This window comes from Streptomyces coacervatus (assembly GCF_029223485.1).
Taxonomy (GTDB): domain Bacteria; phylum Actinomycetota; class Actinomycetes; order Streptomycetales; family Streptomycetaceae; genus Streptomyces; species Streptomyces coacervatus.
The window spans coordinates 197,064-220,599 of sequence record NZ_JARHTP010000003.1; the positions used below are offsets into that span (position 1 = coordinate 197,064).

Below are 23,536 nucleotides of genomic sequence, written 5' to 3' on the forward strand. Positions count from 1 at the left end.
CCGCGGCGGTGTCACGCCCGTCCGCGCAGCTCCCGGTACTTGGCGACCAGCGCCTTGCTGGACTCGTCCAGACCCGGCACCCGAGCCCCCTCGGTCAACGCGGGCTCGACCCGCTTGGCCAGCACCTTGCCGAGCTCGACGCCCCACTGGTCGAAGGAGTCGATGTTCCACACCGCGCCCTGCACGAACACCTTGTGCTCGTACAGCGCGATCAACTGGCCCAGCACGGACGGCGTCAGCTCGCGCGCGAGGATCGTCGTCGTCGGGTGATTGCCCTTGAACGTCTTGTGCGCCACCAGTTCCTCCGGCACGCCCTCCGCCCGCACCTCGTCCGGTGTCTTGCCGAAGGCGAGGGCCTGCGTCTGGGCGAAGAAGTTCGCCATCAGCAGGTCGTGCTGCGCCTTGAGCCCGTCGCTCAGCTCGGCCACCGGCTCGGCGAACCCGATGAAGTCCGCCGGGATCAGCTTGGTGCCCTGATGGATGAGCTGGTAGTAGGCGTGCTGCCCGTTGGTGCCCGGCGTGCCCCACACCACCGGCCCGGTCTGCCAGTCCACCTCCTGCCCGTCCCGGCCGACATACTTGCCGTTGGACTCCATGTCCAGCTGCTGCAGATACGCCGTGAACCTGGACAGGTAGTGCGAGTACGGCAGCACCGCATGCGACTGCGCGTCATGGAAGTTGCCGTACCAGACGCCCAACAGACCCAGCAGCAACGGCACGTTGGACTCGGCGGGCGCCGACCTGAAGTGCTCGTCGACCAGCCGGAACCCGGCGAGCATCTCCCGGAAGCGGTTGGGGCCGATGGCGATCATCAGGGCCAGCCCGATCGCCGAGTCGTACGAGTACCGTCCGCCGACCCAGTCCCAGAACTCGAACATGTTGGCCGTGTCGATACCGAAGTCGGCAACCTTCTCGGCGTTGGTCGACAGTGCCACGAAGTGCTGGGCGACGGCCTCCTGACCGGCCTTCAGCTCACCGAGCAGCCACTCGCGCGCCGACGTCGCGTTCGTGATCGTCTCGATCGTGGTGAAGGTCTTGGAGGCAATGACGAACAGCGTCTCCGCCGCGTCCAGGTCGCGGGTGGCCTCGTGCAGGTCGGCGCCGTCGACGTTCGACACGAAGCGGACCGTGAGGTCGCGGTCGGTGTAGCTGCGCAGCACCTCGTACGCCATCGCCGGGCCCAGGTCGGAGCCGCCGATGCCGATGTTGACGACGTTCTTGATGCGCTTGCCGGTGTGCCCCGTCCAGGCGCCGGAGCGGACCCTGTCTGCGAAGTCGGCCATCTTGTCGAGCACCGCGTGCACACCCGGGACGACGTTCTCCCCGTCGACCTCGATCACCGCGTCGCGCGCCGCGCGCAGCGCGGTGTGCAGCACGGCGCGGTTCTCCGTCGTGTTGATCTTCTCGCCGCGGAACATGGCGTCCCGCAGGCCGAAGACATCTGTGGCGGCGGCCAGTTCACGCAGCAGCCGCAGGGTCTCGTCGGTGACGAGGTGCTTGGAGTAGTCGATGTACAGGTCGCCGACCTGAAGCGTGTACCCGGCGCCGCGCCCCGGGTCGGCGGCGAAGAACTCCCGCAGACCGGTGTCGGCGAGCTCCTCGCGGTGCCCCGCCAGCGCGGTCCACTCGGGCGTCTGGTTGAGCCTGGTACGGCCGTCTGCGTTCATGTCCGACTTCAGCCTTCTTTCGTGCCTGTCCCAGCTGTTCCAACCTAATTGATCAGCGCGAGGCGCGAGCCGTCGTGGCGTCGTCGTCCGGCGCAACAACAGGTACGTCCTGCTTGCCGCCAGGTATCAGTGCGAGGACGGAGAGGACGAAGAAGGCTGCGGCGAGCAGGGCGGGTGTGTTCAGACCCCAGGCGGTGGCGACGGCACCACCGAGCAGGGCGCCCAGCGGCGCCCCGGCGACAGCCAGGGTGCGGAAGGCGGAGCTGACCCGGCCCAGCATCTCGGCGGGGGTACGCCGCTGCATCAGGGTCGTGGTGTTGACGTTCCACACCATGCCCATGAAGCCGAAGACAGCGAGGGCCGCCGCCATCGCAGTCAGGCTTCGCACGCTGCCCATCACGACGAGGGCGCCGATCTGCACCACGCCGGCGAGCAGCACCGCCCGCATCGGCCCGAGCCGCGCGGTGATCCGTCCGTTCACCGCTCCCCCGGCCAGACCGCCGACCATGTACGCGGTGGTCACCGCCGCGTATCCGGCGGTGCCGGCGTCCAGCCAGCCGGTCACCAGGATCACCAGCGTGGCGATCAGGGCGCCCATGCCGATGTTGCACAGGGCTGTCGCGGCACACAGTCCGCGCAGAGCCCGGTCGCGCCACAGCGTGCGCAGCCCCTCCGCGATCTCCCGGCGCAGGGTGCTGCCCACCGGTCTGGGCCCGCGGCCGGGCACCGCGGTCCGCAGCGAGGCGACCAGCGCGGCGGCCAGCAGGAAGGTCCCCGCGTCGGCCGCGAAGGGAACGGCGGCCCCTGCGGCGATCAGCAGCGGCACCACGGGCGCTCCTATCAGGCCGCCCGCGATCTTCTGCCCGGTCATCAGCCGGGCATTGGCGCTGCCGAGCGCCGCACGGTCCACCAGCGCAGGCAGCAGCGCCGTGGCAGCGTTGTCGAAGAGTGTCTGGAGGGTGGTCAGGGCGAAGGCAAGCGCGATGAGCAGCGCGATCGAGGCCTGACCGAGCGCGACGGCCACGGCGAAGGCCGCGACCAGCAGTCCCCGTACCGCATCCACCGTCCACATGGCGCGCCGCTGGTCCACCCGGTCCGCGACCGCGCCGCCGAGCAGCCCGAAGACGATCCAGGGCAGATAGCCGCAGGCGGTCACCGACGCGATGAGCAGGGGCCGGTCCGTGAGTGAGGCGGCGAGCAGAGGCAGCGCCGCACCCCGCAGCGCGTCCCCGAACCGCGAGACCACAGCAGCGGTCCACAGCCGCCCGAATCCCCCACGCCACGCGGGCGCAAGCGCGCCCGCCCCCTCGACCGTCGCCACAACTCCCCCTCACGATTCGCCGATACACAAACCGTAGAGGGCACCACTGACAATCGGTCCGGAGGCGGCCGGGGCCGGGTACGAAACAGCTCCGGCCAGGCACCCCTCGGTGCCCGGCCGACTCTCAACTCCTAGATCTCGCCCCGCAGTTTGGCGAGCGCCTCGGCGAGGATGGCCTCGCCGTCCGCGTCACTGCGCCGCTCCCGGACGTACGCGAGGTGCGTCTTGTAGGGCTCGGTGCGCGGCGGGTCCGGCGGGTTGTCCCGGTCCTGTCCGGCCGGGAAGCCGCAGCGCGGGCAGTCCCAGGTCTCGGGAACCTGCGCGTCGCTGGCGAAGCTGGGCTGCGTCTCGTGCCCGTTCGAGCACCAGAAGGAGATGCGCAGACGCGGCGCGGACTCGCCGCGCTCGGCCTCGCCCATCGGCCCCGCCCCGACCCGGCTTCCTCGGATCGCGTTGCCACTTGCCACGGTCGTAACTCCCTGCGTGATGGTGCCGCGAAGCGAGTCGGCGTTTCGCTTCGTTGCGAGCGCCTCAGTCTACGTAAGGCCCAACGCGCGTCCAGTGATTGGAGTTACACCCCCCACACCTAGACGCAAGCCCCATGATAGGCCGCGCTCAGCTGCGCGTACCGAACATGGGGCCTTACGTGCGGAATGTACGTGCTGTGTGTGCGTCGCTGCTCAGCTGTTCGTCTTCATGAGGATGCCGAGTACGACAATGCACGCGAACCAGAGCAGACCGATCACCACGGTGATGCGGTCGAGGTTGCGCTCGGCGACCGAGGAGCCACCGACGGACGACTGCATGCCGCCACCGAACATGTCGGAGAGGCCGCCGCCCTTGCCCTTGTGCATCAGCACCAGCAGCATGATCAGCAGGCTGAAGACGATCAGGGCGATCGAGAACCCCAAAACCACGGCTGGACCAACTCTCTCGGATTCGGATGGACTGCGGGGGCACAGCCACAGAGCTGTGCCCCCGCAAGGGTACGACGTATCGCCGCTACCGCATACTCCCAGCTCGTGTCACTGGTCGCGGAAGCGCACGATCTTGACGAACTCGTCCGCGTCCAGTGAGGCGCCGCCGACCAGGGCGCCGTCGATGTCAGCCTGCGCCATGATCTCGGCGACATTGCCGGACTTCACGGAGCCGCCGTACTGGATGCGGACCTGGTCGGCCAGCTCCTGGGTGTACAGCTCGGCGATCTTGCCGCGGATGGCGGCGCAGACCTCCTGGGCGTCCTCGGCGCCGCAGACCTTGCCGGTGCCGATGGCCCAGACGGGCTCGTAGGCGATCACGATGGACTCGGCCTGCTCGGCCGGGAGGTCCTTGAGGCCGCCCTCGACCTGGGCGAGGGTGTGGGAGACGTGGTTGCCCGCCTCGCGGACGTCCAGCTCCTCGCCGACACACAGGATCGGGGTCAGGCCGTGCTTGTAGGCGGCCTTGACCTTGGCGTTGACGATCTCGTCGGTCTCGGCGTGGTACTGGCGGCGCTCGGAGTGACCGATCGCCACATACGTGCACTTCAGCTTGGCCAGCATCGAGCCGGAGATCTCGCCGGTGTAGGCGCCGGAGTCGTGCGCCGAGAGGTCCTGGGCACCGTACTTGATCTTGAGCTTGTCGCCGTCGACCAGGGTCTGCACGGAGCGCAGGTCGGTGAAGGGCGGCAGGACGGCGACCTCGACGGCCTCGTAGTCCTTGTCCGCGAGGGCGAAGGCGAGCTTCTGGACGTGGGCGATGGCCTCGAGGTGGTTGAGGTTCATCTTCCAGTTGCCCGCCATGATCGGCGTGCGCGTGCTCATTTAGGTCAGTCCTCCAGTGCGGCGAGGCCGGGGAGCGTCTTGCCCTCGAGGTATTCGAGGGAGGCGCCGCCGCCGGTCGAAATGTGGCCGAATGCGTTCTCGTCGAAGCCCAGCAGACGCACGGCCGCGGCGGAGTCGCCGCCGCCGACGACCGTGAAGGCCGGGGAGTCGAGGAGGGCCTGGGCGACCGCCTTGGTGCCCTCGGCGAAATCGGGGTGCTCGAAGACGCCCATCGGGCCGTTCCAGAAGACGGTGGCGGCGTCGGTGATCTTCGAAGCGTACAGCTTGCGGGACTCCGGACCGATGTCCAGGCCCATCTGGTCGGCCGGGATCGCGTCCGCGGCGACGGTGGTGGCGCCCGCGGGAGCCTTGGTCTTCAGGTCCGGGAACTCGGAGGCGACCACCGCGTCGACGGGCAGCACCAGCTCGACGCCGGTCTTCTCCGCGCGCTCGATGTACTCCAGGACCGCCGGGATCTGGTCCTCCTGCAGAAGGGACTTGCCGATCTCGTAGCCCTTGGCCTTGAGGAAGGTGTAGGCCATGCCGCCGCCGATGAGGAGGCGGTCGGCCTTGCCGAGCAGCTGGTCGATGACGGCGAGCTTGTCGGAGACCTTGGCACCGCCGAGCGCGACGACGTACGGCCGCTGCACGTCGTCGGTGAGCTTCTTCAGTACGGCGACCTCGTTCGCGATGAGGTAGCCGGCGGCGTGCGGCAGACGGGCCGGGAGGTCGAAGACCGAGGCGTGCTTGCGGTGCACCGCGCCGAAGCCGTCACCCACGTAGACGTCCGCGAGGGCGGCGAGCTGGTCGGCGAAGGCGCCGCGCTCGGCGTCGTCCTTGCTGGTCTCGCCGGCGTTGAAGCGCAGGTTCTCGATGACGGCGACCCGGCCGTCGGCGAGGCCCGCGACCGTGGACGTCGCGGACTCGCCGACCGTGTCGGTCGCGAACGCCACGTCCGCGCCGAGGAGTTCACCCAGGCGGGCGGCAGCGGGGGCAAGGGAGAAGGCAAGGTCCGGCGCGCCCTTGGGGCGGCCGAGGTGCGAGGCGACGACGACGCGCGCGCCCGCCTCGGCGAGGGCCTTCACGGTGGGCAGCACGGCGCGGATGCGGCCGTCGTCGGTGATGGTGGTGCCGTCCAGCGGCACGTTCAGGTCGGCGCGGACGAAGACCCGCTTGCCTGCGACGCCTTCGGCGAGAAGTTCGTCGATCGTCTTCATTGAAGGGACTCCCGAGGAGGACTTGTGGTGCTCGTGATCGTAAGAGGGCCGATCTGTACGTGAGTCAGGGCCCGGACGGCGCGTCCCTGCGCTGCCCGAGCCCTGCATTCACATCGAAGTGCCTGCTCTGTCGATCAGAGCTGGTTGCCGACGAAGACCGTCAGGTCGACGAGGCGGTTGGAGTAGCCCCACTCGTTGTCGTACCAGCCGAGGATCTTCACCGAGTTGCCCTCCTGGACCATGGTCAGGGAGGAGTCGAAGGTGCAGGAGGCCGGGTCGCTGACGATGTCCGAGGAGACGATCGGGTCCTCGGTGTACGACAGGTAGCCCTTGAGATCGCCGTCCTCTGAGGCCTTCTTGAACGCGGCGTTGACCTCGTCCTTGGTGACCTCGCGCTGCAGCGTCACGACCAGGTCGGTGGCCGAACCGGTCGGGACCGGGACGCGCATGGCGATGCCGTCCAGCTTGCCCTTGAGCTGCGGGAGGACCAGGGCGGTGGCCTTCGCGGCACCCGTCGTGGTCGGGATGATGTTCTCGGCGGCGGCGCGGGCGCGGCGCAGGTCCGAGTGCGGGAAGTCCAGGATGCGCTGGTCATTGGTGTACGCGTGGACCGTCGTCATCAGGCCCTTGACGATGCCGAAGTTCTCGTCGAGGACCTTTGCCATCGGCGCCACACAGTTGGTGGTGCAGGAGGCGTTGGAGATGACGTGGTGGTTCGCCGCGTCGTACTTGTCCTGGTTGACGCCCATCACGATGGTGATGTCCTCGTCCTTGGCCGGAGCCGAGATGAGGACCTTCTTGGCGCCGCCGGCGATGTGCTTCTCGGCGTCGGCCTTCTTCGTGAAGATGCCGGTCGACTCGACGACGATGTCGACGCCCAGCTCGCCCCACGGGATGTCGGCGGGGTTGCGCTCGGACAGGACCTTGATGGTGTGACCGTCGACGGTGATCGTGTCGGCGGTGTGCGACACCTCGGCCTTGAGGCGGCCCAGGATGGTGTCGTACTTGAGCAGGTGGGCGGTGGTCGCGGTGTCACCCAGGTCGTTGACAGCCACGATCTCGATGTCTGCACCCTGCTCCAGCAGTGCGCGGAAGTAGTTGCGACCGATACGACCGAAGCCGTTGATGCCTACGCGGATCGTCACGAACCGATCTCCTCGTTGGTACGCCGGCCATGCGGTGCCGGCGAGCTCTGTTTGGGATGTCCCCGACCACCCCCGACCCTACCTCCCTGTGGGCCCCGCAGTGACATCGAGATGCCCCATACACGGGCAGGCGGTCCGTACCCACCAGTAGGGGTACGGACCGCCCGGGCCGAAAGATCTGATCACTCTTTTTGACTACGGAGAGCTAGTCATCGTTGACCAGGTGGTTCACCCTTCGAGGACCGCGAGCGCCTTCTTCACCAGGGCGTTGCGGTCCGCCGCCGCGGTGACGTGCTCCAGGCCGAAGCCCAGCAGCACGGTGCGGTCGGTGGTGATCGCTCCATATGTCTTGAACAGCGCTCCGGTGCGCGCCCAGTCCTTGAGGACGGCCGGGCTGCCCGCGGGCGGTCCGGACACGCTCCAGGCGCCGAGCGACGTCTCGAAGCCCTCGGTCTGCGTCGGCGTGCCGCCGACGACGAGCGAGGCGTCGTCGGCGAGGACTCCGTGGCCGCCGGTGCCCGGGTCGGTGACGTAGCTGATCGAGACCTCGACGGACTTGCCGGCGTAGGCGCTCAGGTCGTAGTTGACCTGCTGCCAGCCGTTGGAGGCGCCGGTGAGGCTGTTCCAGGAGCCGCTGGTGCCGGTCGCGGTGCAGCCGCTGGGGGCGAAGGTGAGGTAGTGCTTGAGCCACGGGTGCTCGTTCACCAGGAAGCCCGCCTCGCAGTCGCTCGGTACGGCCTTGCTGGTCGCGCCGCCCGCCTCGGGCAGCGTCGTCCAGTCGTCGGCGCCCGTGGTGTGGGCCTCGACGATCACATGGTCGTAGCCGGGCTCGGTGTCCCACAGCATCTGGCTGCGCAGGGTGGGCTTGTCGGCCGCGCTGAACCCGGTGAGGTTCACGGTGCGGGTGAGGCGCTTGTAGGCGTCGTCGGTGTGGACGGCGGCCGCCATGTAGGAGCCGGCATACGGCCCGTACGGGTTGACGGTCCCGGCGAACTGGCCCGCGCCCGCGCTCGCGAACTGCGGGTACTTGTCGGCGGGCAGCGAGTCGGAGGTGACGCCGTAGGTGCCCGCCTTGTCGAGCGGGTTGCCGGTGGCGGCCCCGAGCGCCCCGCTGAAGCCGTCGAGCCGGCCGGAACCGGTGAAGCCGGTGGCCCCGGGGGTCGACGTACGCGAATAGGCGCCCAGGTAGTACTGGCTGAAGTCGTTCGACAGAGTGCCCCCGCCGAGGTCGACGGTGCCGCCGGCCTGCTCGCCCGCCTCGATCAGCTTGCCGCCCTCGTTGAGATAGGCGCGCAGCTGCAGCTGGGTGGCGTTGCCGGGGACGCTCGCGCCGGTGTAGTGGACGACCGTCCTGAAGTGCTTCAACACGCCGAGTGCGTCGGGCGCGCCCTGGGTGGCGACGTCCCAGACGACCGCCTTGCGGCCGTTGGCCTTCAGCGCGTCCACGTATGTCTGCGCCTGTGTGGCGGCCGCCCCCTCCTCGGCGACGACGAGCGTGTCGGCCTTGGGCAGCTGGGCGACGGTGTACGTGAAGTGCTCGCTGGAGACCTTCTTGCCGCCCTTGGTCCTGCCGGTGAACCACACCTCGACCTTGTCGCCCGGGTCGCCGCCCTTGACCTTGGCCCGGTACTCGTCGAAGTGCAGGTTGTCGTCACCGCCGTAGGTCTCGCCGCCCTTCCAGGCCTTGAGCTCCCTGTCCTCGGTACGGCCGCCGTTCACGCGGTACTTGAGCTCCTTGTCGCGCACGGACTTGCGTACGACGACGGAGACCTCCTGGGCGGCGCCGCGCGCGTACGAAGTGGCGAACTTCGCCGGGGTGAAGTCGGCGGCGGTCAGGCCGAGCGAGGAGGACGGTGTGTCGGGGTGCGGGGCGGTCTCGGCGACCGACAGCGCGAACGGGATGTTCTTCTCGAACTCCTGCTGGATCAGCTTCTCGTCGTCCGGGAAGTTGAAGACGGACTGGCAGTCGGCCGCGTTCCACTGGTCGGTGGGGTCGATGTTCGACGCGGTCTGGCAGGTCGACATCTCGGGGGTGAACATCGACATGCCGTTGACGTTCGCCGCGTGTCCGTCCGCCTCGCCGTTGGTGGTGTACAGCTCGGAGGAGACCTGCGGTCGGTAGCCGGGTATCGCGGAGTGGTCCGGCGAACCGGCGAGGGCCTTGTAGATCACGTCGTCGGGCGTCGGGGTGGCCACCTGCCAGCCGACGCCGTAGAGCAGGAGTTCGGCGGCCGAGTGGTAGTTGATGGCGTAGCTGAAGCCGATGCGCTTCTCGAAGGCGTCCAGCGCCTTGGTCTCGGGCTCCGAGGCCGGGCTCGCGCCGCGATAGGTCTCGCTGGTGGGGTTGGGGGACGAACCCTCGTCGTCGTAGCCCCACTTGTAGGGGAAGTTGCGGTTGAGGTCGACTCCGTCGCCGGTGGTGATGACACCGTCGCCGTTGACGTCACGCAGGTTCTTGCGCCACAGACGGGTGTCGGAGTTCTTGAAGGTGTAGTCGTAGCCGTCCGGGTTGGCCGAGATCACGAACCACAGCTCGGTGGAGTCGACGATCTTCCTGATGCGTTTGTCCGTCTTGTAGTGGTCCAGGTAGTAGTGCATCAGCCGGCGGGTCATCTCCGGCGTGATCCACTCGCGCGCGTGCTGGTTGGACAGGTAGAGGACGGAGGGTTTCGAGCCGTCCTTGGACTTCTTCGCGCCCTTGGTCAGTTTGAGCGCGAGAATGTCCTGGCCGTTGACGGTCTTGCCGATGGAGACGACCTTGGTGAGGTCGGGGTTCTCCTGCCCGGTCCGGACGATCTCCTCTTTGAGGCCGCCGCTTCCGCTGTACGGGCGGAACACGCCCTGGGCGGCGGCGTCCACGCGCTTCACGGCCCTGGCCGAAAGCGTGTGCTCGGTCAGGTCGACGCCCTGCTTCTCCAGCTTGTGAGCCTGTTGGCCGGTGAGGTAGACCTCGACCGAGGCCGTGCCCTTCTCCGGGACCTGCTCGCCGAGTTCCTGGCCGTCCTGCCCGGCCGCCAGCAGCAGGGGTACCTGCTTGGCAGTGACGTCGGCGCGGTAGACGTTGACCTCATTGGGGTCTGATCCCTGCGAACTTCCGTTCTGCGCCTGGGCGATGGGCGCGAGGCTCGCTCCGCCGAGCAGGAGCGCGCCGACAGCGAGGATCGATCTCGCTCTGTGTCTCATGAACCCCCCTAGCAATCCTTCGTCACGGCGACGAATTGTTGCCAGGCTCATGCCACTTCACAGCCGAGTCAAGGGCGCCGCAAAGACACAGAAACGCCGGTGCCTACGGCCCAAATGGGCTTCGGCACCGGCGTGTTGGACCGCCCGGGGTCAGCCGACGAGGTTGTCGGCCATCTCCTCGGTGATGCTGGACTCCGTGCCCGGGATGCCGAGGTCGGAGGCGCGCTTGTCGGCCATGGCCAGCAGACGGCGGATACGGCCGGCGACGGCGTCCTTGGTCAGCGGCGGGTCGGCGAGCGCGCCCAGCTCCTCCAGCGAGGCCTGCTTGTGCTCCATGCGCAGACGCCCGGCGGCCGCAAGATGCTCGGGCACCTCGTCGGCGAGGATCTCCAGCGCGCGCTGGACACGGGCGCCGGCGGCGACGGCTGCGCGCGCGGAGCGGCGCAGGTTGGCGTCGTCGAAGTTGGCGAGACGGTTCGCCGTCGCGCGCACCTCGCGGCGCATCCGGCGCTCCTCCCAGGCGAGCACCGACTCGTGCGCGCCGAGACGGGTGAGCAGGGCGCCGATCGCGTCGCCGTCGCGGACGACCACGCGGTCCACGCCGCGCACCTCGCGGGCCTTCGCGGCGATCGACAGACGGCGGGCGGCACCGACCAGGGCGAGCGCGGCCTCCGGTCCCGGGCAGGTCACCTCCAGGGACGACGAGCGACCGGGCTCGGTCAGCGAACCGTGCGCCAGAAAGGCCCCACGCCAGGCGGCCTCGGCGTCGCAGGTGGCCCCCGAGACCACCTGCGGCGGCAGGCCGCGGATCGGGCGGCCGCGGCCGTCCACCAGGCCGGTCTGGCGGGCCAGCTGGTCGCCGCCGGCGACCACGCGCACCACGTAACGCGAGCCGCGGCGCAGCCCGCCCGGCGCCATCACGATCAGTTCGGAGCTGTGGCCGAAGATCTCCAGGATGTCCCGCTTCAGGCGCCGGGCCGCCATCGCGGTGTCCAGCTCCGCTTCGATCACGATGCGCCCGCTGACCAGGTGGAGGCCGCCGGCGAACCGCAGAATGGCGGAGACCTCCGCCTTTCTGCAGCAGGTCCGGGTGACGGGGAGCCGGGAGATCTCGTCCTTCACCGCTGCCGTCATCGCCATGGGCCGATCCTTCCATGCATCCGAAAAATACGGTCGTACGCGGCGGCCAGCAGCTCCGGGTCGTGCCGCGGACTTCCGTCCCTCCGGGCCACCGGGGCCAGCTCGACCGCGGCACCGAACCGCTTGGCGGCCTCGGTGAGCACGTCGCGGTCGGGCACGGCGGCCTCGTCGGCCAGCACCACGTCCAGGGCGAGTTTAGGGGCGTGTCGTCCCAAAACCTCCAAATGACGCTGCGGGGAGAAGCCTTCGGTTTCTCCGGGCTGCGGGGCGAGGTTCAGCGAGAGTACCCGGCGTGCCTTCGTCTCCGTGAGCGCGTCCAGGAGTTCGGGAACGAGCAGGTGCGGGATGACCGAGGAGAACCAGGAGCCCGGGCCGAGGACGACCCAGTCGGCGTCCAGGACCGCCTCGACGGCCTCGGGGACGGCGGGCGGGTCGTGCGGCACCAGGTGCACGGACTGCACCTCGCCCGGCGTGAGCGCCACAGTCGCCTGTCCCCGCACCGTGTCGACGTCCTCGGGCCGGTCCGGATCGTGTCCCTTGACCAGGGCCTGCAGCTCCAGGGGGACGGCGGACATGGGCAGCACGCGCCCGTGCGCACCGAGCAGCCTGCCGACCAGGTCGAGGGCCTGGACGTGGTCGCCGAGCTGCTCCCACAGGGCGACGATCAGGAGGTTGCCGACCGCATGCTCGTGCAGGTCGCCCTTGGACTGGAAGCGGTGCTGGATGACGCGGGCCCAGGTCTGGCCCCAGTCGTCGTCGCCGCACAGCGCGGCCAGCGCCTTGCGCAGGTCGCCGGGCGGCAGCACGCCCAGCTCGTCACGGAGGCGCCCGCTGGAGCCGCCGTCGTCGGCCACGGTGACGACGGCGGTGAGGTCGCCGGTGATCCGGCGCAGCGCGGCGAGCGAGGCGGACAGGCCCATGCCGCCGCCGAGGGCCACGACCTTGGGCTGGGCGCCCCGGCGGCGCGGCCTGGCGCCGCGGGCCTCGACGGGCCGGGCCACGCGTGACTCGGGCACCACCCGGCGCAGCCTGCCCAGCCGCGAAGAACGTTCCGTCATTCGCGTCCCATGTCCCGGTGCACGACCACCGTCTCCACACCCTCGGCCGCAAGGCGCGCGGCGAGCTTCTCCGACGTGGCGACCGAGCGGTGCTTGCCGCCCGTGCAGCCGATGGCGATGGTCACGTACCGCTTGCCCTCGCGGCGGTAGCCGGCCGCGATGAGCCGGAGCAGCTCGGCATAGCGGTCGAGGAACTCCTTGGCACCGGGCTGGTTGAAGACGTACGCCGACACCTCCTCGTTGAGGCCGGTGAAGGGGCGCAGCTCCGGGACCCAGTGCGGGTTGGGCAGGAAGCGCATGTCCGCGACCAGGTCGGCGTCGACCGGGAGGCCGTACTTGAAGCCGAAGGACATGACCGTGGCCCGCAGCTCGGGCTCCTCCTCGCCTGCGAACTGGGCGTCCATCTTGGCGCGCAGCTCGTGCACGTTCAGGCTGGAGGTGTCGATCACCAGGTCGGCGTCGCCGCGCAGCTCGCGCAGCAGCTCGCGCTCGGCGGCGATGCCGTCGACGATGCGGCCGTCGCCCTGCAGGGGGTGCGGGCGGCGCACCGACTCGAAGCGGCGCACCAGGGCGTCGTCGGAGGACTCCAGGAAGACGATCCGCCGGGTGACGTGCTTGGCCTCAAGGTCGGCGAGGGACTCGCGGAGGTTGTCGAAGAAGCGGCGGCCGCGGACGTCGACGACGACCGCGATCCTGGCCACGTTGCCCTGCGAGCGGGCGCCGAGCTCCACCATGGTGGGGATCAGCGCGGGCGGCAGGTTGTCGACGACGAACCAGCCGAGGTCCTCCAGACACTTGGCGGCCGTCGACCTGCCCGCACCGGACATGCCGGAGATGATCACCAGCTCGGGGATGGCCGCCTCGGGCACCGCCCCGGGCGTGTCGCTGCCCGTACTCACCTGTGCTTCTTCTCCGGCCTGGCTCTGTTGCCCGTCGTGCTCGTTCACATTCATGTCTCCTGCCCCCGTCGTTCGTCCGGGGCGCCCATGGTTACGGGCTGCCCGCTGGAACCCATTGTTCCGGGTTCCTCCTCCATGATCTCTCCAGTCGCCGTGTTCACGGCGGGCGCGGCCGGGGCCGCCTGGGCGAGGGCCACGGCGATCGTCTCGGCCGTCTTGCGGCCTATGCCGGGGACCTCGCAGATCTGGTCGATGGTGGCGGATCGTAGTTTCTTCAACGAACCGAAATGTTTCAGCAGTGCCTGCTTGCGTGTGTCCCCGAGTCCCGGCACGTCGTCCAGGGGGCTCGACCTGAAGCGCTTGGCCCGCTTCGTGCGCTGGTAGGTGATCGCGAAGCGGTGGGCCTCGTCGCGGACGCGCTGCAGCAGGTAGAGGCCCTCGCTGGTGCGGGGCAGGACCACCGGGTCGTCGTCGTCCGGCAGCCACACCTCCTCCAGGCGCTTGGCGAGGCCGCACACGGCGACGTCGTCGATGCCCAGCTCGTCGAGGGCCTTCTTGGCGGCCGCCACCTGCGGCTGCCCGCCGTCGACGACGACGAGCTGGGGCGGGTAGGCGAACCTCTTGGGGCGGCCGTCCTCCTCGGTGAGGGTGTTCTCGCCGTCGGCCCACTCCCCCGTCTTCTCCTTCTCCACGAGGTACCGCTTGAAGCGGCGGGTGATCACCTCGTGCATGGAGCGGACGTCATCCTGCCCCTCGAAACCCTTGATCTGGAAGCGGCGGTACTCGCTCTTGCGCTGCAGGCCGTCCTCGAAGACGACCATGGAGGCCACGACGTCGTCGCCCTGGAGGTGCGAGATGTCGTAGCACTCGATCCTGAGGGGGGCGCTGTCCAGGTCGAGTGCCTCGGCGATCTCCTCCAGGGCACGCGAGCGCGTGGTCAGGTCGGAGGCACGCTTGGTCTTGTGCAGCACGAGCGCCTGCTGGGCGTTGCGCTCCACGGTCTCCATCAGGGCCTTCTTGTCGCCGCGCTGCGGGATGCGGAGCGAGACCCCGGAGCCGCGGCGCTCGGTGAGCCATTCCTGGACGGGCTCGACCGGGTCGGGCAGGGCCGGTACGAGGACCTCCTTGGGGACGGAGTCGCCCTTCTCCTCGCCGTAGAGCTGCTGCAGGGCGTGCTCGACGAGGGCGCCGGTGGTGATCTCCTCGACCTTGTCGGTGACCCAGCCGCGCTGGCCGCGCACGCGTCCGCCGCGGACGTGGAAGATCTGGACGGCGGCCTCCAGCTCGTCCTCGGCGACCGCGATCAGGTCGGCGTCGGTCGCGTCGGCGAGCACGACCGCGTTCTTCTCCATGGCCTTCTTCAGGGCCTCGATGTCGTCGCGCAGGCGGGCCGCCCGCTCGTACTCCATCTCCTCGGCCGCCTGCGTCATCTGCTTCTCCAGGCGGCGGATGTACGTCCCCGTACGCCCTGCCATGAAGTCGCAGAACTCCTCGGCCAGTTCCAGGTGTTCCTCGGCGGAGACGCGCTCGACGCAGGGGGCGGAGCACTTGCCGATGTAGCCGAGCAGACAGGGGCGGCCGGTGCGGGCGGCGTTCTTGAAGACGCCCGCCGAGCAGGTGCGCACCGGGAAGACGCGCAGGAGCAGGTCCACGGTGTCGCGGATCGCCCACGCGTGTCCGTACGGCCCGAAGTAGCGCACTCCCTTGCGCTTCTGACCGCGCATCACCTGTACCCGCGGGAACTCCTCGTTCATCGTCACCGCGAGGTACGGGTAGCTCTTGTCGTCGCGGTACTTGACGTTGAACCGGGGGTCGAACTCCTTGATCCAGGAGTACTCCAGCTGCAGGGCCTCGACCTCCGTGGACACCACGGTCCACTCCACGGACGCGGCGGTGGTGACCATCGTCCGGGTGCGGGGGTGGAGGTTCGCCAGGTCCTGGAAGTAGTTCGCCAGGCGCTGGCGCAGGCTCTTCGCCTTTCCGACGTAGATCACCCGGCGGTGCTCGTCACGGAACCTGTACACCCCTGGAGAGTCCGGGATCTGTCCCGGCTTGGGGCGGTAGCTGGAGGGATCGGCCATGTCTCACACCCTACTGGCGGGGGCTGACAGTGCGGCGGGCCTGTGGACAACGCCGTCGCGAGGGCTACCGGGACTCGAGGAACGTCAGAACGGCCAGGACACGGCGGTGGTCGTCGGTGTCCTCGGTGAGGTGGAGTTTGCCGAGGATGCTGCGGACGTGTTTCTCGACGGTGCCCTCGGTGACCCACAGTCTGCGGCCTATGCCCGCGTTCGAGCGGCCCTCCGCCATCAGGGCCAGGACCTCGCGCTCCCGGGTGCTCAGGTGGGACAGGGGGTCGTCTCGGCGGTGGGCGGAGAACAGCTCCTGCACCAGGGAGGGGTCGACGACCGAGCCGCCCCGGTGGATGCGCTCCAGGGCCTCGGTGAACTCGTCGACGACCGTGACCCGGCTCTTGAGCAGATAGCCGACCTTCCGACCGCTCGCCAGCAGCTCCAGGGCCTCCTCGACCTCGATGAACGCCGACAGGACGAGGATGCCGGTGGCGGGGTGGAGCTCGCGGATCGTACGGGCTGCCTTGAGGCCCTCGGTGGAGTGGTCCGGCGGCATTCTTATGTCGACGATCGCAAGGTCGGGGTGCTCGGCGGCGACCAGTTCCAGGAGACGTGCGGCGTCACCCGCCTGGCCCACCACGTCGTACCCGACCCGCTCGCACAGGCTGGCCAGCCCCTCCCGGAGCAGTACGTCGTCGTCGGCGAGGACGACCCGTCCCCGCGTGAGCTGCTGCGATGCGTCGTCCATGGCCCCGGCTCCCCTTGCCCGACCGATCGGTGCGCGCCCAACAGCCTGCCCGACCCTCGGGGTTACGGCTAGCCGGAAACGGGATTGGGGGCCTGCCGTGACGACATGGGGACGTTCGCGGGCGATGCTCGTAGCAGTGCAGATGAAGGCGGACCGGCCGGGCCTCGGAGCCGGCTGGTCGCGGGTCGAAGGGCTGCGGATGCGTCGGACGCGGATCGAGAAACGACGGCGGCCGGCCCGCGCCCGCCGCTTCGAGGACGGCACGCACGCGTGGAGCGACGTCCTGGACCCCAGGGACGCCGACATCGTGCACGCCAAGCGCCTGCAGCGGGGGCGGAACGGCGGAATCGACCGGCCCTAGGGGCCCGTCCGGCGGACCAGGCCGGCTGCAGGACGGCGCACGTCCTGTCCGACCCGAACGGGTCCTGGGGCCCCGCTCGAGCCAAGCCGACAGTGGTCGAGCGTGCGGCTGCAAGACGGTCGAACCGTGTCGGTCAGCCGCTGCCGCGGCGGGCAACGCGGAGCATCGGCGGGTGCCAGACCCCGCGGCGCCGAACTGATCCGCCGGAGGAACCCCTGGAGCCGGACGGCTGCCTCTCCGTCCGACAGACCGCCCGGACGTACACGAGCGTCACCGAAGTCCAAGGCCCCCCGTCCTGGACTGCTCCCCGCGTACGCCCGGGCGGTCACACGTCCGTCGAGGGCCCGCTCAGCGGCAGCCGGACGTGCAGCGTCGTCCCCTCGCCCGGGGGGCTGCTGACGTCCAGCTTGCCGCCGATCGCCTCGACCCGGTCGATGAGCCCGATCAGGCCGGAGCCGCGGCCGGGCTCGGCGCCTCCCGTACCGTCGTCGCGGATGGTCAGCTCCAGGGCGTCGTCGCGGATTGCGGCCTCGACGCTCACCACGCGCGCGTGCGCGTGTTTGACGGCGTTGGTGAGGCACTCGGAGGTCACGTAGTACGCGGCCACCTCCAGCCGCTCGGGCAGTCGCGGCCCGGGCAGCCCGAGGTCGAGTTCCACGGGGACGGCGGAGCGGCGGGCCAGGGAACGCAGGGCGGGGCCGAGGCCACCCTTGGAGAGGATGGCCGGGTGGATGCCGCGAGCCACCTGCAACAGGTCCTGGAAGGCGTCGTCGAGGCCCTTGCTGACATGGGCCAGTTGCTCGGCGAGCTCGGACGTCGGGTCGGTGACCATGGACTCGGCCAGCCGCAGGTCGAGTTGGAGTGCGACGAGCCGCTGCTGGACGCCGTCGTGCAGATCGCGCTCGATACGACGCCGGGAGGCGTCCCCGGCGGCCACCACGCGCGCGCGTGAAGCCGTCAGCTGGGCACGGCTGTCGGCGTTGGCGATGGCGGTGGCGACGAGTTCGGTGAAGTCGCCCAGCCGCGACTCGGTCCCGTCGGGCAGCGGCCCCAGCGGGGAGGCCGCGACGACGAAGCCCCACAGCCGGTCCTCGACGACGATCGGCGCTGCCACGGAGCGGCCGACGCCCGCCGCGCGCCGGGTCCGGGCCGCCTCCTGCATCGCCCTGCGCCCCGCCTCACGGCGCGCCTGACGCGTGCGTCGCTCGACCTCCTCCGGGAACCCCTGTGCGGTCCCGAGGACCGTGCGGCTGCCGTCGGGCTCGTGCCGCAGGACGGCCGCGGTCGTGTTCAGCAGCTGCCCGACCTCCTGCGCCACCGTCGCAAACACCTCGGACGGCGGGGCGCCGTGGGCCACCAGGGTCGCGACCCGGCGCAGTGCGGCCTGTTCCCGGGCCGTGCGGCGGCTTTCGGTGACATCGCGGGCGGCGGCGTAGATGAGGCCCTCCTCGGGGACCGGCCGGGCGCTCCACTGGAGCCAGCACTCGGTGCCGTCCTCGCGCAGACAGCGGTTCTCGAACTCGGCCAACTCGACGCCGCTCGCCAGCCGTTCGAGAGCTGAGAGGGTGCCGGCCCGGTCCTCCTCGTGGACGAAATCGATGTACGGCCTGGCCAGAAGCGTTTCTGCCGGGTATCCGAGGGTGCGTTCGAAGGCCGGGTTGACGCGCTTGAAGTAGCCGTCGACGCCCGAGATGCACAGCAGGTCGAGGGAGAGGTTGAAGATGCCCTCCAGTTCGTGTTCGGCCTTCCTGCGCCGCCCGTGCGCCGCCGCGAAGGACGCCATGGTGCCGTTCATGCCGCCCAGCAGCTGCGCCCAGGTGCCGTCGAAGGAAGCGACGTCGGCCCGGTGCCCGAGCCGGTTGTCGTCGATCGCCGCGTTCATGGAACGGATCTCGGCCGCCAGTCGTTCAGTGGTCACCCTCAGTTCGCGGAACGTGTCGGCCACGTCCCCGAGTTCGTCGCGGCCCGCGTACCGGATGTCGTACGACAGATCGCCGTCCGACAGTGCCCGCGCGCCCGCGGAGACCTCGCTCAGCGGCCGGGTGATCGAGCGCCGCAGGGCGAGGGCCAGGACGGTGACGACGCCCAGGACGGTCAGGGAGCCGACGAGGTCGCGCACCGCCCGGGTCCTGGCGCTGTCCAGATCGTGCGCGGCCGTCACGGCGAGTTCGCGCGCGGCCTGGTCCTGGATGCCGCGCAGGGATTCGATGCGGGCCTTGGAGTCGGCGAGCCAGCGGTCGTACGAGGGCCAGTGCGCGGCCCGGGGATCGGACTCGGCGAGCGTGTCGCGGACCTTGCGCACGGCCCGGCCGGGTGCCTCGAACTGCGTGGCGTACAGCTCGGCCCTCAGCCGGTCGGAGGTGTTCTGCCGGAACTCCCGCAGCTGGGCCTCCTCCAGCGCACTCCAGCGTACGGCGACGGTGGGTCTCCGGCCGGCGGGCGCGGCGAGCAGGACGGCCAGCTCGGCACGCTCCCGTTCGGCGGCCTCGATGGCCTTCAGGAGCGCGATGTGGGCGTCGGCCGCGCGGCCCGCCGCCCTGGTGGGGCGCCCGGCTTCGAGGGCGGCGACGGTGTCGAGCAGGTCCTCCTCGGTGGTCTGGTACTGCTGCGCGATCGTCGCCGCGGTCAGCGAGCCGGTGCCCGTCTGCACGCGCGTCGCGTGGAGTTGGCGGCCGAGGGCGTCGAGTTTGCCGACGATGTCGGACTGCGGCCAGGAGGCGGCCCGGTCGGTGGCCCGCCCCAGCGTGCGGTCGGTGGCCCGCTCGGCCGTGGACCGTTCGGCCAGGGTGACCGGTCCGGGGCGCAGCCTGGCCAGTACGGCGGCGATCCGCTCCCGCGCGACGGCGTCGGAGACCTCGGTGGTCGCGAACGACACCTCGGTCGCCGTGCGGAAGCGGCCCAGTGTCCGCGCCTCCTGCCCCTGGGCGATGGCGCTGAAGGCCGTGAACGCCAGCATCCCGGTCACCGGCAGCAGCACCAGCAGCATCAGCTTGCGGCCGACGCGCAGACGGGCGAGGAAAGGTGTGCGGTTGCCGCGCCGGGAAGGCGACTTGGCCGCCGTCGGCCTTTGCCGGCCGAACGGCGGGCGTCTGCCGTGCGAGAGGCGTTCCGCGCGCGGGGAGCGGCGCATGGCCGGTCTTCAGGGGCCGGTGGGCGGGTAGTACCGATGGTGGGCGAGGTCCTTGTCGACGTCCTCGCGGGCGCCGATCGCCGTGTGGGCGGGGCTGCGCGTCCGGGACCGGCCGGGGCCGCTCTGCACTTGTTCGCCGTACCGCCGCTCGGGGCCCGCCTCGGCGAACTGCTCCGTAAGGTCGATCGCGGTTCTGGTCGCCGGGATCGCGCCGCTGACGTCGGTCATGCGCACCACCTCGTCGGGGCTCGGGAGGAAGGCCGGGACCCGAGGCCGAGCGGCGTCTTGCGGCCCTGCTTGCGGAGCTTCCTCAGAATGCCCGTCAACTCGGCGGCGGTCCAGGCACCCTCGGTGCCGTCGGGGACGCGGACGAAGTCGAGCAGGTCCGGCAGCTCTCCGGAGGCGGCCGCGGCGCGGATCCCGGCGCGCCCCCGCCCGGCGCCGGCGTCGTAGTCGCCGTCCAGCAAGCTCACCGAGACGCTCATGAGGCGGCTTCGCCCTCGTGCGGGCCGCGCGCGTCGTGGCGGCGGAGGTCATGATCCCTTCTGCGGGTAACCGTCATGGGCTGTCAGGTCTTTGTCGATACGGCGGGCCGCCTGATCGAGGATGGTCGCAACCGGGGCCCGGTCGAGCACGATCTTCCGGAAGGCCCAGGAGAAGGCATCGGTGATCGCCGGGTAGGCGGGCGTCTGCGGGCGCGGCCGAGCCACGCCACTGCGCAACTGGTCGATGTACAGGTGCTCGGCGCCGTGCGGGCCATACTGCGGGGAGAGCTTCACCGCGCTGTTCGTCGACGGGATGGCGCCATTGGCCGCGCTCATCCGGTGGACCTCGTCCGGCTTCAGCAGGAAGGCGAGGAACCGCCAGACCGCGTCCCCGTCGGCGTCACCGGCCGGGATGCCCCACTGCCAGGAGCCCATCCCCGTGACGGTGCCCTTCCCGAAGTCGGGCAGCGGCACGATCGCGACGTCGCCGGGAAACGCCTTCGTGTACTCGCCGTACACCCAGTGTCCCAGCCAGGAAATGGCGCTGCGGCCCTCGACGAATGCCCGGTCGTCCCTGCCCGGGTCGACAAGCCCCTCCTTGACCCAGCTCTGGAGGGTCGTGAGTGCTTTGACGGACGCGGGGCTGTTGAGATAGCCGTCGGCCGTTCGGTAGTGCACGGGGTCGATGAGGTCACCGCCCGCCGACCAGACGGCGGGTGCGAAGCCGTACGTGGGCCACTCGTCGCCGGGCTTCGTGGAGTAGAGGTAGAGGTCGAGCGGTGTCCGGTGGCCCTGCTTGCGCAGCTTGTGCAGGATGCCGGTGAACTCGTCGGCGCTCCAGGCGTCCGCGGCGCTTTCGGGGATGCGGATATGAGCCTTGCGCAGAACGGACTTGCGCACAAACAGACCCATTCCGGAGTCGAAGGTGCCCACACCCCACAGCCGTCCCGCGTATGTGCCCTGCCGGCGGATCGAGGGCAGCAGATCGCGCCGGAGGCTGTTCGGCACGCAGGACTCGATCGGCCTGAGCCTGCCTGACCAGGCGTAGCTGTAGAGGTTCGGTCCGTCGAAGTCGAGGAGGTCGGGCAGGTCACCGCTGGCCGCGGCGGAGTTCACCAGCTCGCGGTAGGGCCGGCGTCCCGGGAGGGGGACCAGTTCGACCCGGACCTGTTTCTGTGCCTGGTTGAACTCCTCGACCTGGCTGCGCAGTGTGCCGATCTCGCTGCTCTGCTCGGAGTGGAACCACACCGTGATGTGTGCGGTGCCCTTGATCTCTCCGTCACAGGTCGTGTCGCTGCGCGCGGTCTTCGCCTTGCTGTCGCCGCCATCGCCATCGCTGCACCCGGCCAGCAGCAGTGCGATCCCCAGCAGTCCGGAGACCAGGACGCGGCACCTTCGACGGATTCCGAAGTTGCTGAGCGACGCCTTCATCGGGCACCCCCACTCGACCGGACTCCAGCGGCCTCCCCAGGGCGGCCTCATGCTACCGCCCGTGACATGCCGCTGCGCTGGGTGAGCGCGAACCGGCCGATCCGGCACAGGACTTCAGCACATTCCAGCTGACCGGTAGCCCGCGCAACGACTCTTTCCGGGTAGCCGGAAAGCGCAATCACCTGCCCATTGACACCCTGTCTGCATGTCCATGCGCTGTCTTCTGGTCGATGACAGCATCCGGTTCATGGAGGCCGCACGCACCCTGCTCGAGCGCGACGGGATACTCATCGTCGGCATGGCCTCGACGGGTGCGGAAGCTCTCGCGCGTGCGGCGGAACTCGCCCCGGACGTCGTCCTGGTGGACCTCGACCTCGACGGCGAGAGCGGTTTCGACGTCGCGGTGGAACTGGCCGACCGTGTCTCCTCCGTCATCATCCTGATCTCCACGCACTCCCTGGAGGACTTCCAGGAACTCGTTGCCCGCAGCCCCGCCCGAGGCTTCGTGCACAAGTCCGACCTGTCCGCACGGGCGATCAGGGAGGTGCTCGGCAACGACGGGACCACCGCGCCGACTTGAGGCCGGTGATCGCGTCTCGGCCAGGAGTACGCCGCTGTTGGGTCTCAGGTGTTGTCGGGACTAGGTCAACACGCTTCAATGCGGGGGAACTCGGGACCGGGAACGACGGCGTACGGATGTGAAGACCCCCCGACGCCGACGGGGTGGCCCCGACGACAAGCGCAAACCCGGCCCGACCAGCCGTAGCGAGCATTCACAGAAAGGCCCCTGCATGCCGCACGCCACACAGCACGCGGACGTCGCCGCCGTCGCGACCGCGGAACTGGACTCGGCCCTGCGGGGCGGCCCCTTCCACGTCGCACTGCGTGCCGCGATCGCCGCCCGCGGACTGCCGCTGCAGCGCGTGCAGCACCATCTGTCGCGCTACGGGGTCAAGGTGGGCGTCACAAGCCTGAGTTACTGGCAGCAGGGCGCCCGACGCCCGCAGCGCCCCGAGTCCCTGCGAGCCGTACGGGCGCTGGAGGAGATCCTCCAGCTGCCGGAGGAGTCCCTGATCCGGCTGCTCGCCGAGACCGACGAACCCTCGTGCGCGGGGCGGCCCTCGGGCCGTTCCTACCGCTCCCTGGTGGAGGCGTCGGGCGTCCTGGATCGGCTGCTGGCCGAACTGGGCTCGCCCCTGGACGGCGGGCTCCACACCCTGGGGCACCACGAGCGGGTGCGGATCGGCGCGCACCGTGAACTGGCGGGGCGCGAGTCCCAGCACATAGTGCGCGCCCACAAGGACGGCGTCGACCGCTTCGTGGCCGTCCACCACGGCGATCCGGGGTGCGCGCCGGAACGCATGCGGGTGCATGCGCTGGAGAACTGCCGCACGGGACGCGTGCGCGTGCACCACGACACCGGCGTGCTCGTGGCCGAGCTCCTCTTCGACACCCGACTGCGGGCCGGGGACACCTTCCTCTTCCGCTACGGCGTCGAGGACGGCACCGCCGGTGTCTCCCGCGAGTACATCCGGGGCTTCGGGCCGGCCGGCGGGCAGTACGCGCTCCAGGTGCGCTTCGACGAGCAGGCCCTGCCGTCCCGCTGTCACCGCTTCGCCCAGCACTCGCCGGCGGCCCCGCGCAGCGGCCGCCAGGAACTGCCCCTCAGCGGCCGTCACCGCTCGGTCCACCTGGTCGAGCCCCGGGTGCGGACGGGGATCGTGGGCATCGGGTGGGACTGGGAGTGAGCCCTGCCCCGAGCGGCCGACCGGAACGGTGCACATCTTCCCGGTCACTGGACGTAAACGTTTGCGCAAGCGTTTACGTCCGGCAGGGAATGGGATAGCGTCCCGGCCGGAAGGCACGCCCCGCCGTCG

Annotated in this window: 20 protein-coding genes; 3 read left to right on the forward strand and 17 right to left on the reverse strand. The window is 70.1% G+C overall.

The window, feature by feature from the left end; translation table 11 throughout:
* Positions 1-11: 11 nt before the first annotated feature.
* The 13 genes from pgi to P2Q00_RS08500 all read right to left on the reverse strand — a co-directional run bounded on the left by pgi (position 12) and on the right by P2Q00_RS08500 (position 16,252).
* Positions 12-1,667 carry a glucose-6-phosphate isomerase gene (gene pgi / locus P2Q00_RS08440; protein WP_275771059.1) on the reverse strand — a complete coding sequence of 552 codons (1,656 nt, stop codon included), beginning with the start codon at positions 1,665-1,667 and terminating at the stop codon, positions 12-14.
* A gap of 52 nt (positions 1,668-1,719) precedes the next feature.
* On the reverse strand, positions 1,720-2,988 hold the full coding sequence (locus tag P2Q00_RS08445; RefSeq protein ID WP_275771060.1) for an MFS transporter: 1,269 nt from the start codon (positions 2,986-2,988) through the stop codon (positions 1,720-1,722).
* A 131-nt stretch (positions 2,989-3,119) separates the two neighbouring features.
* The gene (locus P2Q00_RS08450) at positions 3,120-3,455 is read right to left on the reverse strand and encodes an RNA polymerase-binding protein RbpA (RefSeq protein ID WP_003976875.1); all 336 of its coding nucleotides are present in this window, start codon (positions 3,453-3,455) and stop codon (positions 3,120-3,122) included.
* A gap of 213 nt (positions 3,456-3,668) precedes the next feature.
* On the reverse strand, positions 3,669-3,899 hold the full coding sequence (gene secG / locus P2Q00_RS08455) for a preprotein translocase subunit SecG (protein ID WP_275771853.1): 231 nt from the start codon (positions 3,897-3,899) through the stop codon (positions 3,669-3,671).
* A gap of 114 nt (positions 3,900-4,013) precedes the next feature.
* Positions 4,014-4,790 carry a triose-phosphate isomerase gene (gene tpiA / locus P2Q00_RS08460; protein ID WP_275771091.1) on the reverse strand — a complete coding sequence of 259 codons (777 nt, stop codon included), beginning with the start codon at positions 4,788-4,790 and terminating at the stop codon, positions 4,014-4,016.
* A gap of 5 nt (positions 4,791-4,795) precedes the next feature.
* Positions 4,796-6,007, reverse strand: a complete 1,212-nt coding sequence (locus P2Q00_RS08465; RefSeq protein ID WP_275771093.1) for a phosphoglycerate kinase — start codon at positions 6,005-6,007, stop codon at positions 4,796-4,798.
* A 134-nt stretch (positions 6,008-6,141) separates the two neighbouring features.
* Positions 6,142-7,152, reverse strand: coding sequence for a type I glyceraldehyde-3-phosphate dehydrogenase (gene gap / locus P2Q00_RS08470; protein ID WP_057618359.1), 1,011 nt, complete (start codon positions 7,150-7,152; stop codon positions 6,142-6,144).
* A 228-nt stretch (positions 7,153-7,380) separates the two neighbouring features.
* Positions 7,381-10,335, reverse strand: a complete 2,955-nt coding sequence (locus tag P2Q00_RS08475; protein WP_275771097.1) for a M14 family metallopeptidase — start codon at positions 10,333-10,335, stop codon at positions 7,381-7,383.
* 150 nt (positions 10,336-10,485) lie between these two features.
* A complete protein-coding gene (gene whiA, locus P2Q00_RS08480) occupies positions 10,486-11,475 on the reverse strand; it encodes a DNA-binding protein WhiA (protein WP_242774651.1) in 990 nt (329 codons plus the stop codon).
* The gene (locus tag P2Q00_RS08485) at positions 11,466-12,533 is read right to left on the reverse strand and encodes a gluconeogenesis factor YvcK family protein (RefSeq protein WP_275771103.1); all 1,068 of its coding nucleotides are present in this window, start codon (positions 12,531-12,533) and stop codon (positions 11,466-11,468) included. The genes whiA and P2Q00_RS08485 overlap by 10 nt, the downstream gene beginning before the upstream one ends.
* Positions 12,530-13,486, reverse strand: a complete 957-nt coding sequence (rapZ, locus tag P2Q00_RS08490) for an RNase adapter RapZ (RefSeq protein ID WP_275771104.1) — start codon at positions 13,484-13,486, stop codon at positions 12,530-12,532. Before rapZ ends, P2Q00_RS08485 begins: the two co-directional genes overlap by 4 nt.
* Complete coding sequence (gene uvrC / locus P2Q00_RS08495) at positions 13,483-15,513, reverse strand: excinuclease ABC subunit UvrC (RefSeq protein WP_275771105.1); 2,031 nt, start codon at positions 15,511-15,513, stop codon at positions 13,483-13,485. The genes rapZ and uvrC overlap by 4 nt, the downstream gene beginning before the upstream one ends.
* 64 nt (positions 15,514-15,577) lie before the next feature.
* Positions 15,578-16,252, reverse strand: a complete 675-nt coding sequence (locus tag P2Q00_RS08500) for a response regulator transcription factor (RefSeq protein ID WP_275771107.1) — start codon at positions 16,250-16,252, stop codon at positions 15,578-15,580.
* Positions 16,253-16,376: 124 nt separating this feature from the next.
* Here P2Q00_RS08500 and P2Q00_RS08505 point away from each other — a divergent pair, with 124 nt between their 5' ends.
* Positions 16,377-16,613: a hypothetical protein gene (locus P2Q00_RS08505; protein ID WP_275771108.1), complete on the forward strand. Its 237-nt coding sequence runs from the start codon at positions 16,377-16,379 to the stop codon at positions 16,611-16,613.
* A 325-nt stretch (positions 16,614-16,938) separates the two neighbouring features.
* Here P2Q00_RS08505 and P2Q00_RS08510 read toward each other — a convergent pair whose 3' ends face one another.
* From P2Q00_RS08510 to P2Q00_RS08525, 4 genes are read right to left on the reverse strand one after another with little or no spacing between them, the layout of a single operon-like run.
* Entirely contained in the window at positions 16,939-19,743 is a 2,805-nt protein-coding gene (locus tag P2Q00_RS08510) for a PAS domain S-box protein (protein ID WP_425579531.1), read from the reverse strand.
* Positions 19,744-19,752: 9 nt separating this feature from the next.
* Positions 19,753-19,971 (reverse strand): hypothetical protein, encoded by a 219-nt coding sequence (locus P2Q00_RS08515; RefSeq protein ID WP_275771109.1) that lies wholly within the window; start codon positions 19,969-19,971, stop codon positions 19,753-19,755.
* A complete protein-coding gene (locus tag P2Q00_RS08520; protein ID WP_275771110.1) occupies positions 19,968-20,216 on the reverse strand; it encodes a hypothetical protein in 249 nt (82 codons plus the stop codon). The genes P2Q00_RS08515 and P2Q00_RS08520 overlap by 4 nt, the downstream gene beginning before the upstream one ends.
* A gap of 60 nt (positions 20,217-20,276) precedes the next feature.
* Positions 20,277-21,659 carry an ABC transporter substrate-binding protein gene (locus P2Q00_RS08525; protein ID WP_275771112.1) on the reverse strand — a complete coding sequence of 461 codons (1,383 nt, stop codon included), beginning with the start codon at positions 21,657-21,659 and terminating at the stop codon, positions 20,277-20,279.
* A 205-nt stretch (positions 21,660-21,864) separates the two neighbouring features.
* On the opposite strand from P2Q00_RS08525, the gene P2Q00_RS08530 reads away from it, so the two are divergent.
* Entirely contained in the window at positions 21,865-22,239 is a 375-nt protein-coding gene (locus tag P2Q00_RS08530) for a response regulator (protein ID WP_275771115.1), read from the forward strand.
* Positions 22,240-22,450: 211 nt separating this feature from the next.
* On the forward strand, positions 22,451-23,407 hold the full coding sequence (locus P2Q00_RS08535) for a hypothetical protein (protein ID WP_275771116.1): 957 nt from the start codon (positions 22,451-22,453) through the stop codon (positions 23,405-23,407).
* The last annotated feature ends 129 nt before the right edge of the window (positions 23,408-23,536 follow it).

Excerpts from the sequence above, each read along its gene's own strand:
- P2Q00_RS08510 (WP_425579531.1), bottom strand. The coding sequence starts at position 19,743 with ATGCGCCGCTCCCCGCGCGCGGAACGCCTCTCGCACGGCAGACGCCCG.
- P2Q00_RS08475 (WP_275771097.1), bottom strand. The coding sequence starts at position 10,335 with ATGAGACACAGAGCGAGATCGATCCTCGCTGTCGGCGCGCTCCTGCTC.
- P2Q00_RS08525 (WP_275771112.1), bottom strand. The coding sequence starts at position 21,659 with ATGAAGGCGTCGCTCAGCAACTTCGGAATCCGTCGAAGGTGCCGCGTC.
- P2Q00_RS08500 (WP_275771107.1), bottom strand. The coding sequence starts at position 16,252 with ATGGACGACGCATCGCAGCAGCTCACGCGGGGACGGGTCGTCCTCGCC.
- P2Q00_RS08535 (WP_275771116.1), top strand. The coding sequence starts at position 22,451 with ATGCCGCACGCCACACAGCACGCGGACGTCGCCGCCGTCGCGACCGCG.
- uvrC (WP_275771105.1), bottom strand. The coding sequence starts at position 15,513 with ATGGCCGATCCCTCCAGCTACCGCCCCAAGCCGGGACAGATCCCGGAC.
- P2Q00_RS08505 (WP_275771108.1), top strand. The coding sequence starts at position 16,377 with ATGCTCGTAGCAGTGCAGATGAAGGCGGACCGGCCGGGCCTCGGAGCC.
- P2Q00_RS08530 (WP_275771115.1), top strand. The coding sequence starts at position 21,865 with ATGTCCATGCGCTGTCTTCTGGTCGATGACAGCATCCGGTTCATGGAG.
- P2Q00_RS08515 (WP_275771109.1), bottom strand. The coding sequence starts at position 19,971 with ATGACCGACGTCAGCGGCGCGATCCCGGCGACCAGAACCGCGATCGAC.
- P2Q00_RS08465 (WP_275771093.1), bottom strand. The coding sequence starts at position 6,007 with ATGAAGACGATCGACGAACTTCTCGCCGAAGGCGTCGCAGGCAAGCGG.
- rapZ (WP_275771104.1), bottom strand. The coding sequence starts at position 13,486 with ATGAATGTGAACGAGCACGACGGGCAACAGAGCCAGGCCGGAGAAGAA.
- pgi (WP_275771059.1), bottom strand. The coding sequence starts at position 1,667 with ATGAACGCAGACGGCCGTACCAGGCTCAACCAGACGCCCGAGTGGACC.
- P2Q00_RS08485 (WP_275771103.1), bottom strand. The coding sequence starts at position 12,533 with ATGACGGAACGTTCTTCGCGGCTGGGCAGGCTGCGCCGGGTGGTGCCC.
- tpiA (WP_275771091.1), bottom strand. The coding sequence starts at position 4,790 with ATGAGCACGCGCACGCCGATCATGGCGGGCAACTGGAAGATGAACCTC.
- whiA (WP_242774651.1), bottom strand. The coding sequence starts at position 11,475 with ATGGCGATGACGGCAGCGGTGAAGGACGAGATCTCCCGGCTCCCCGTC.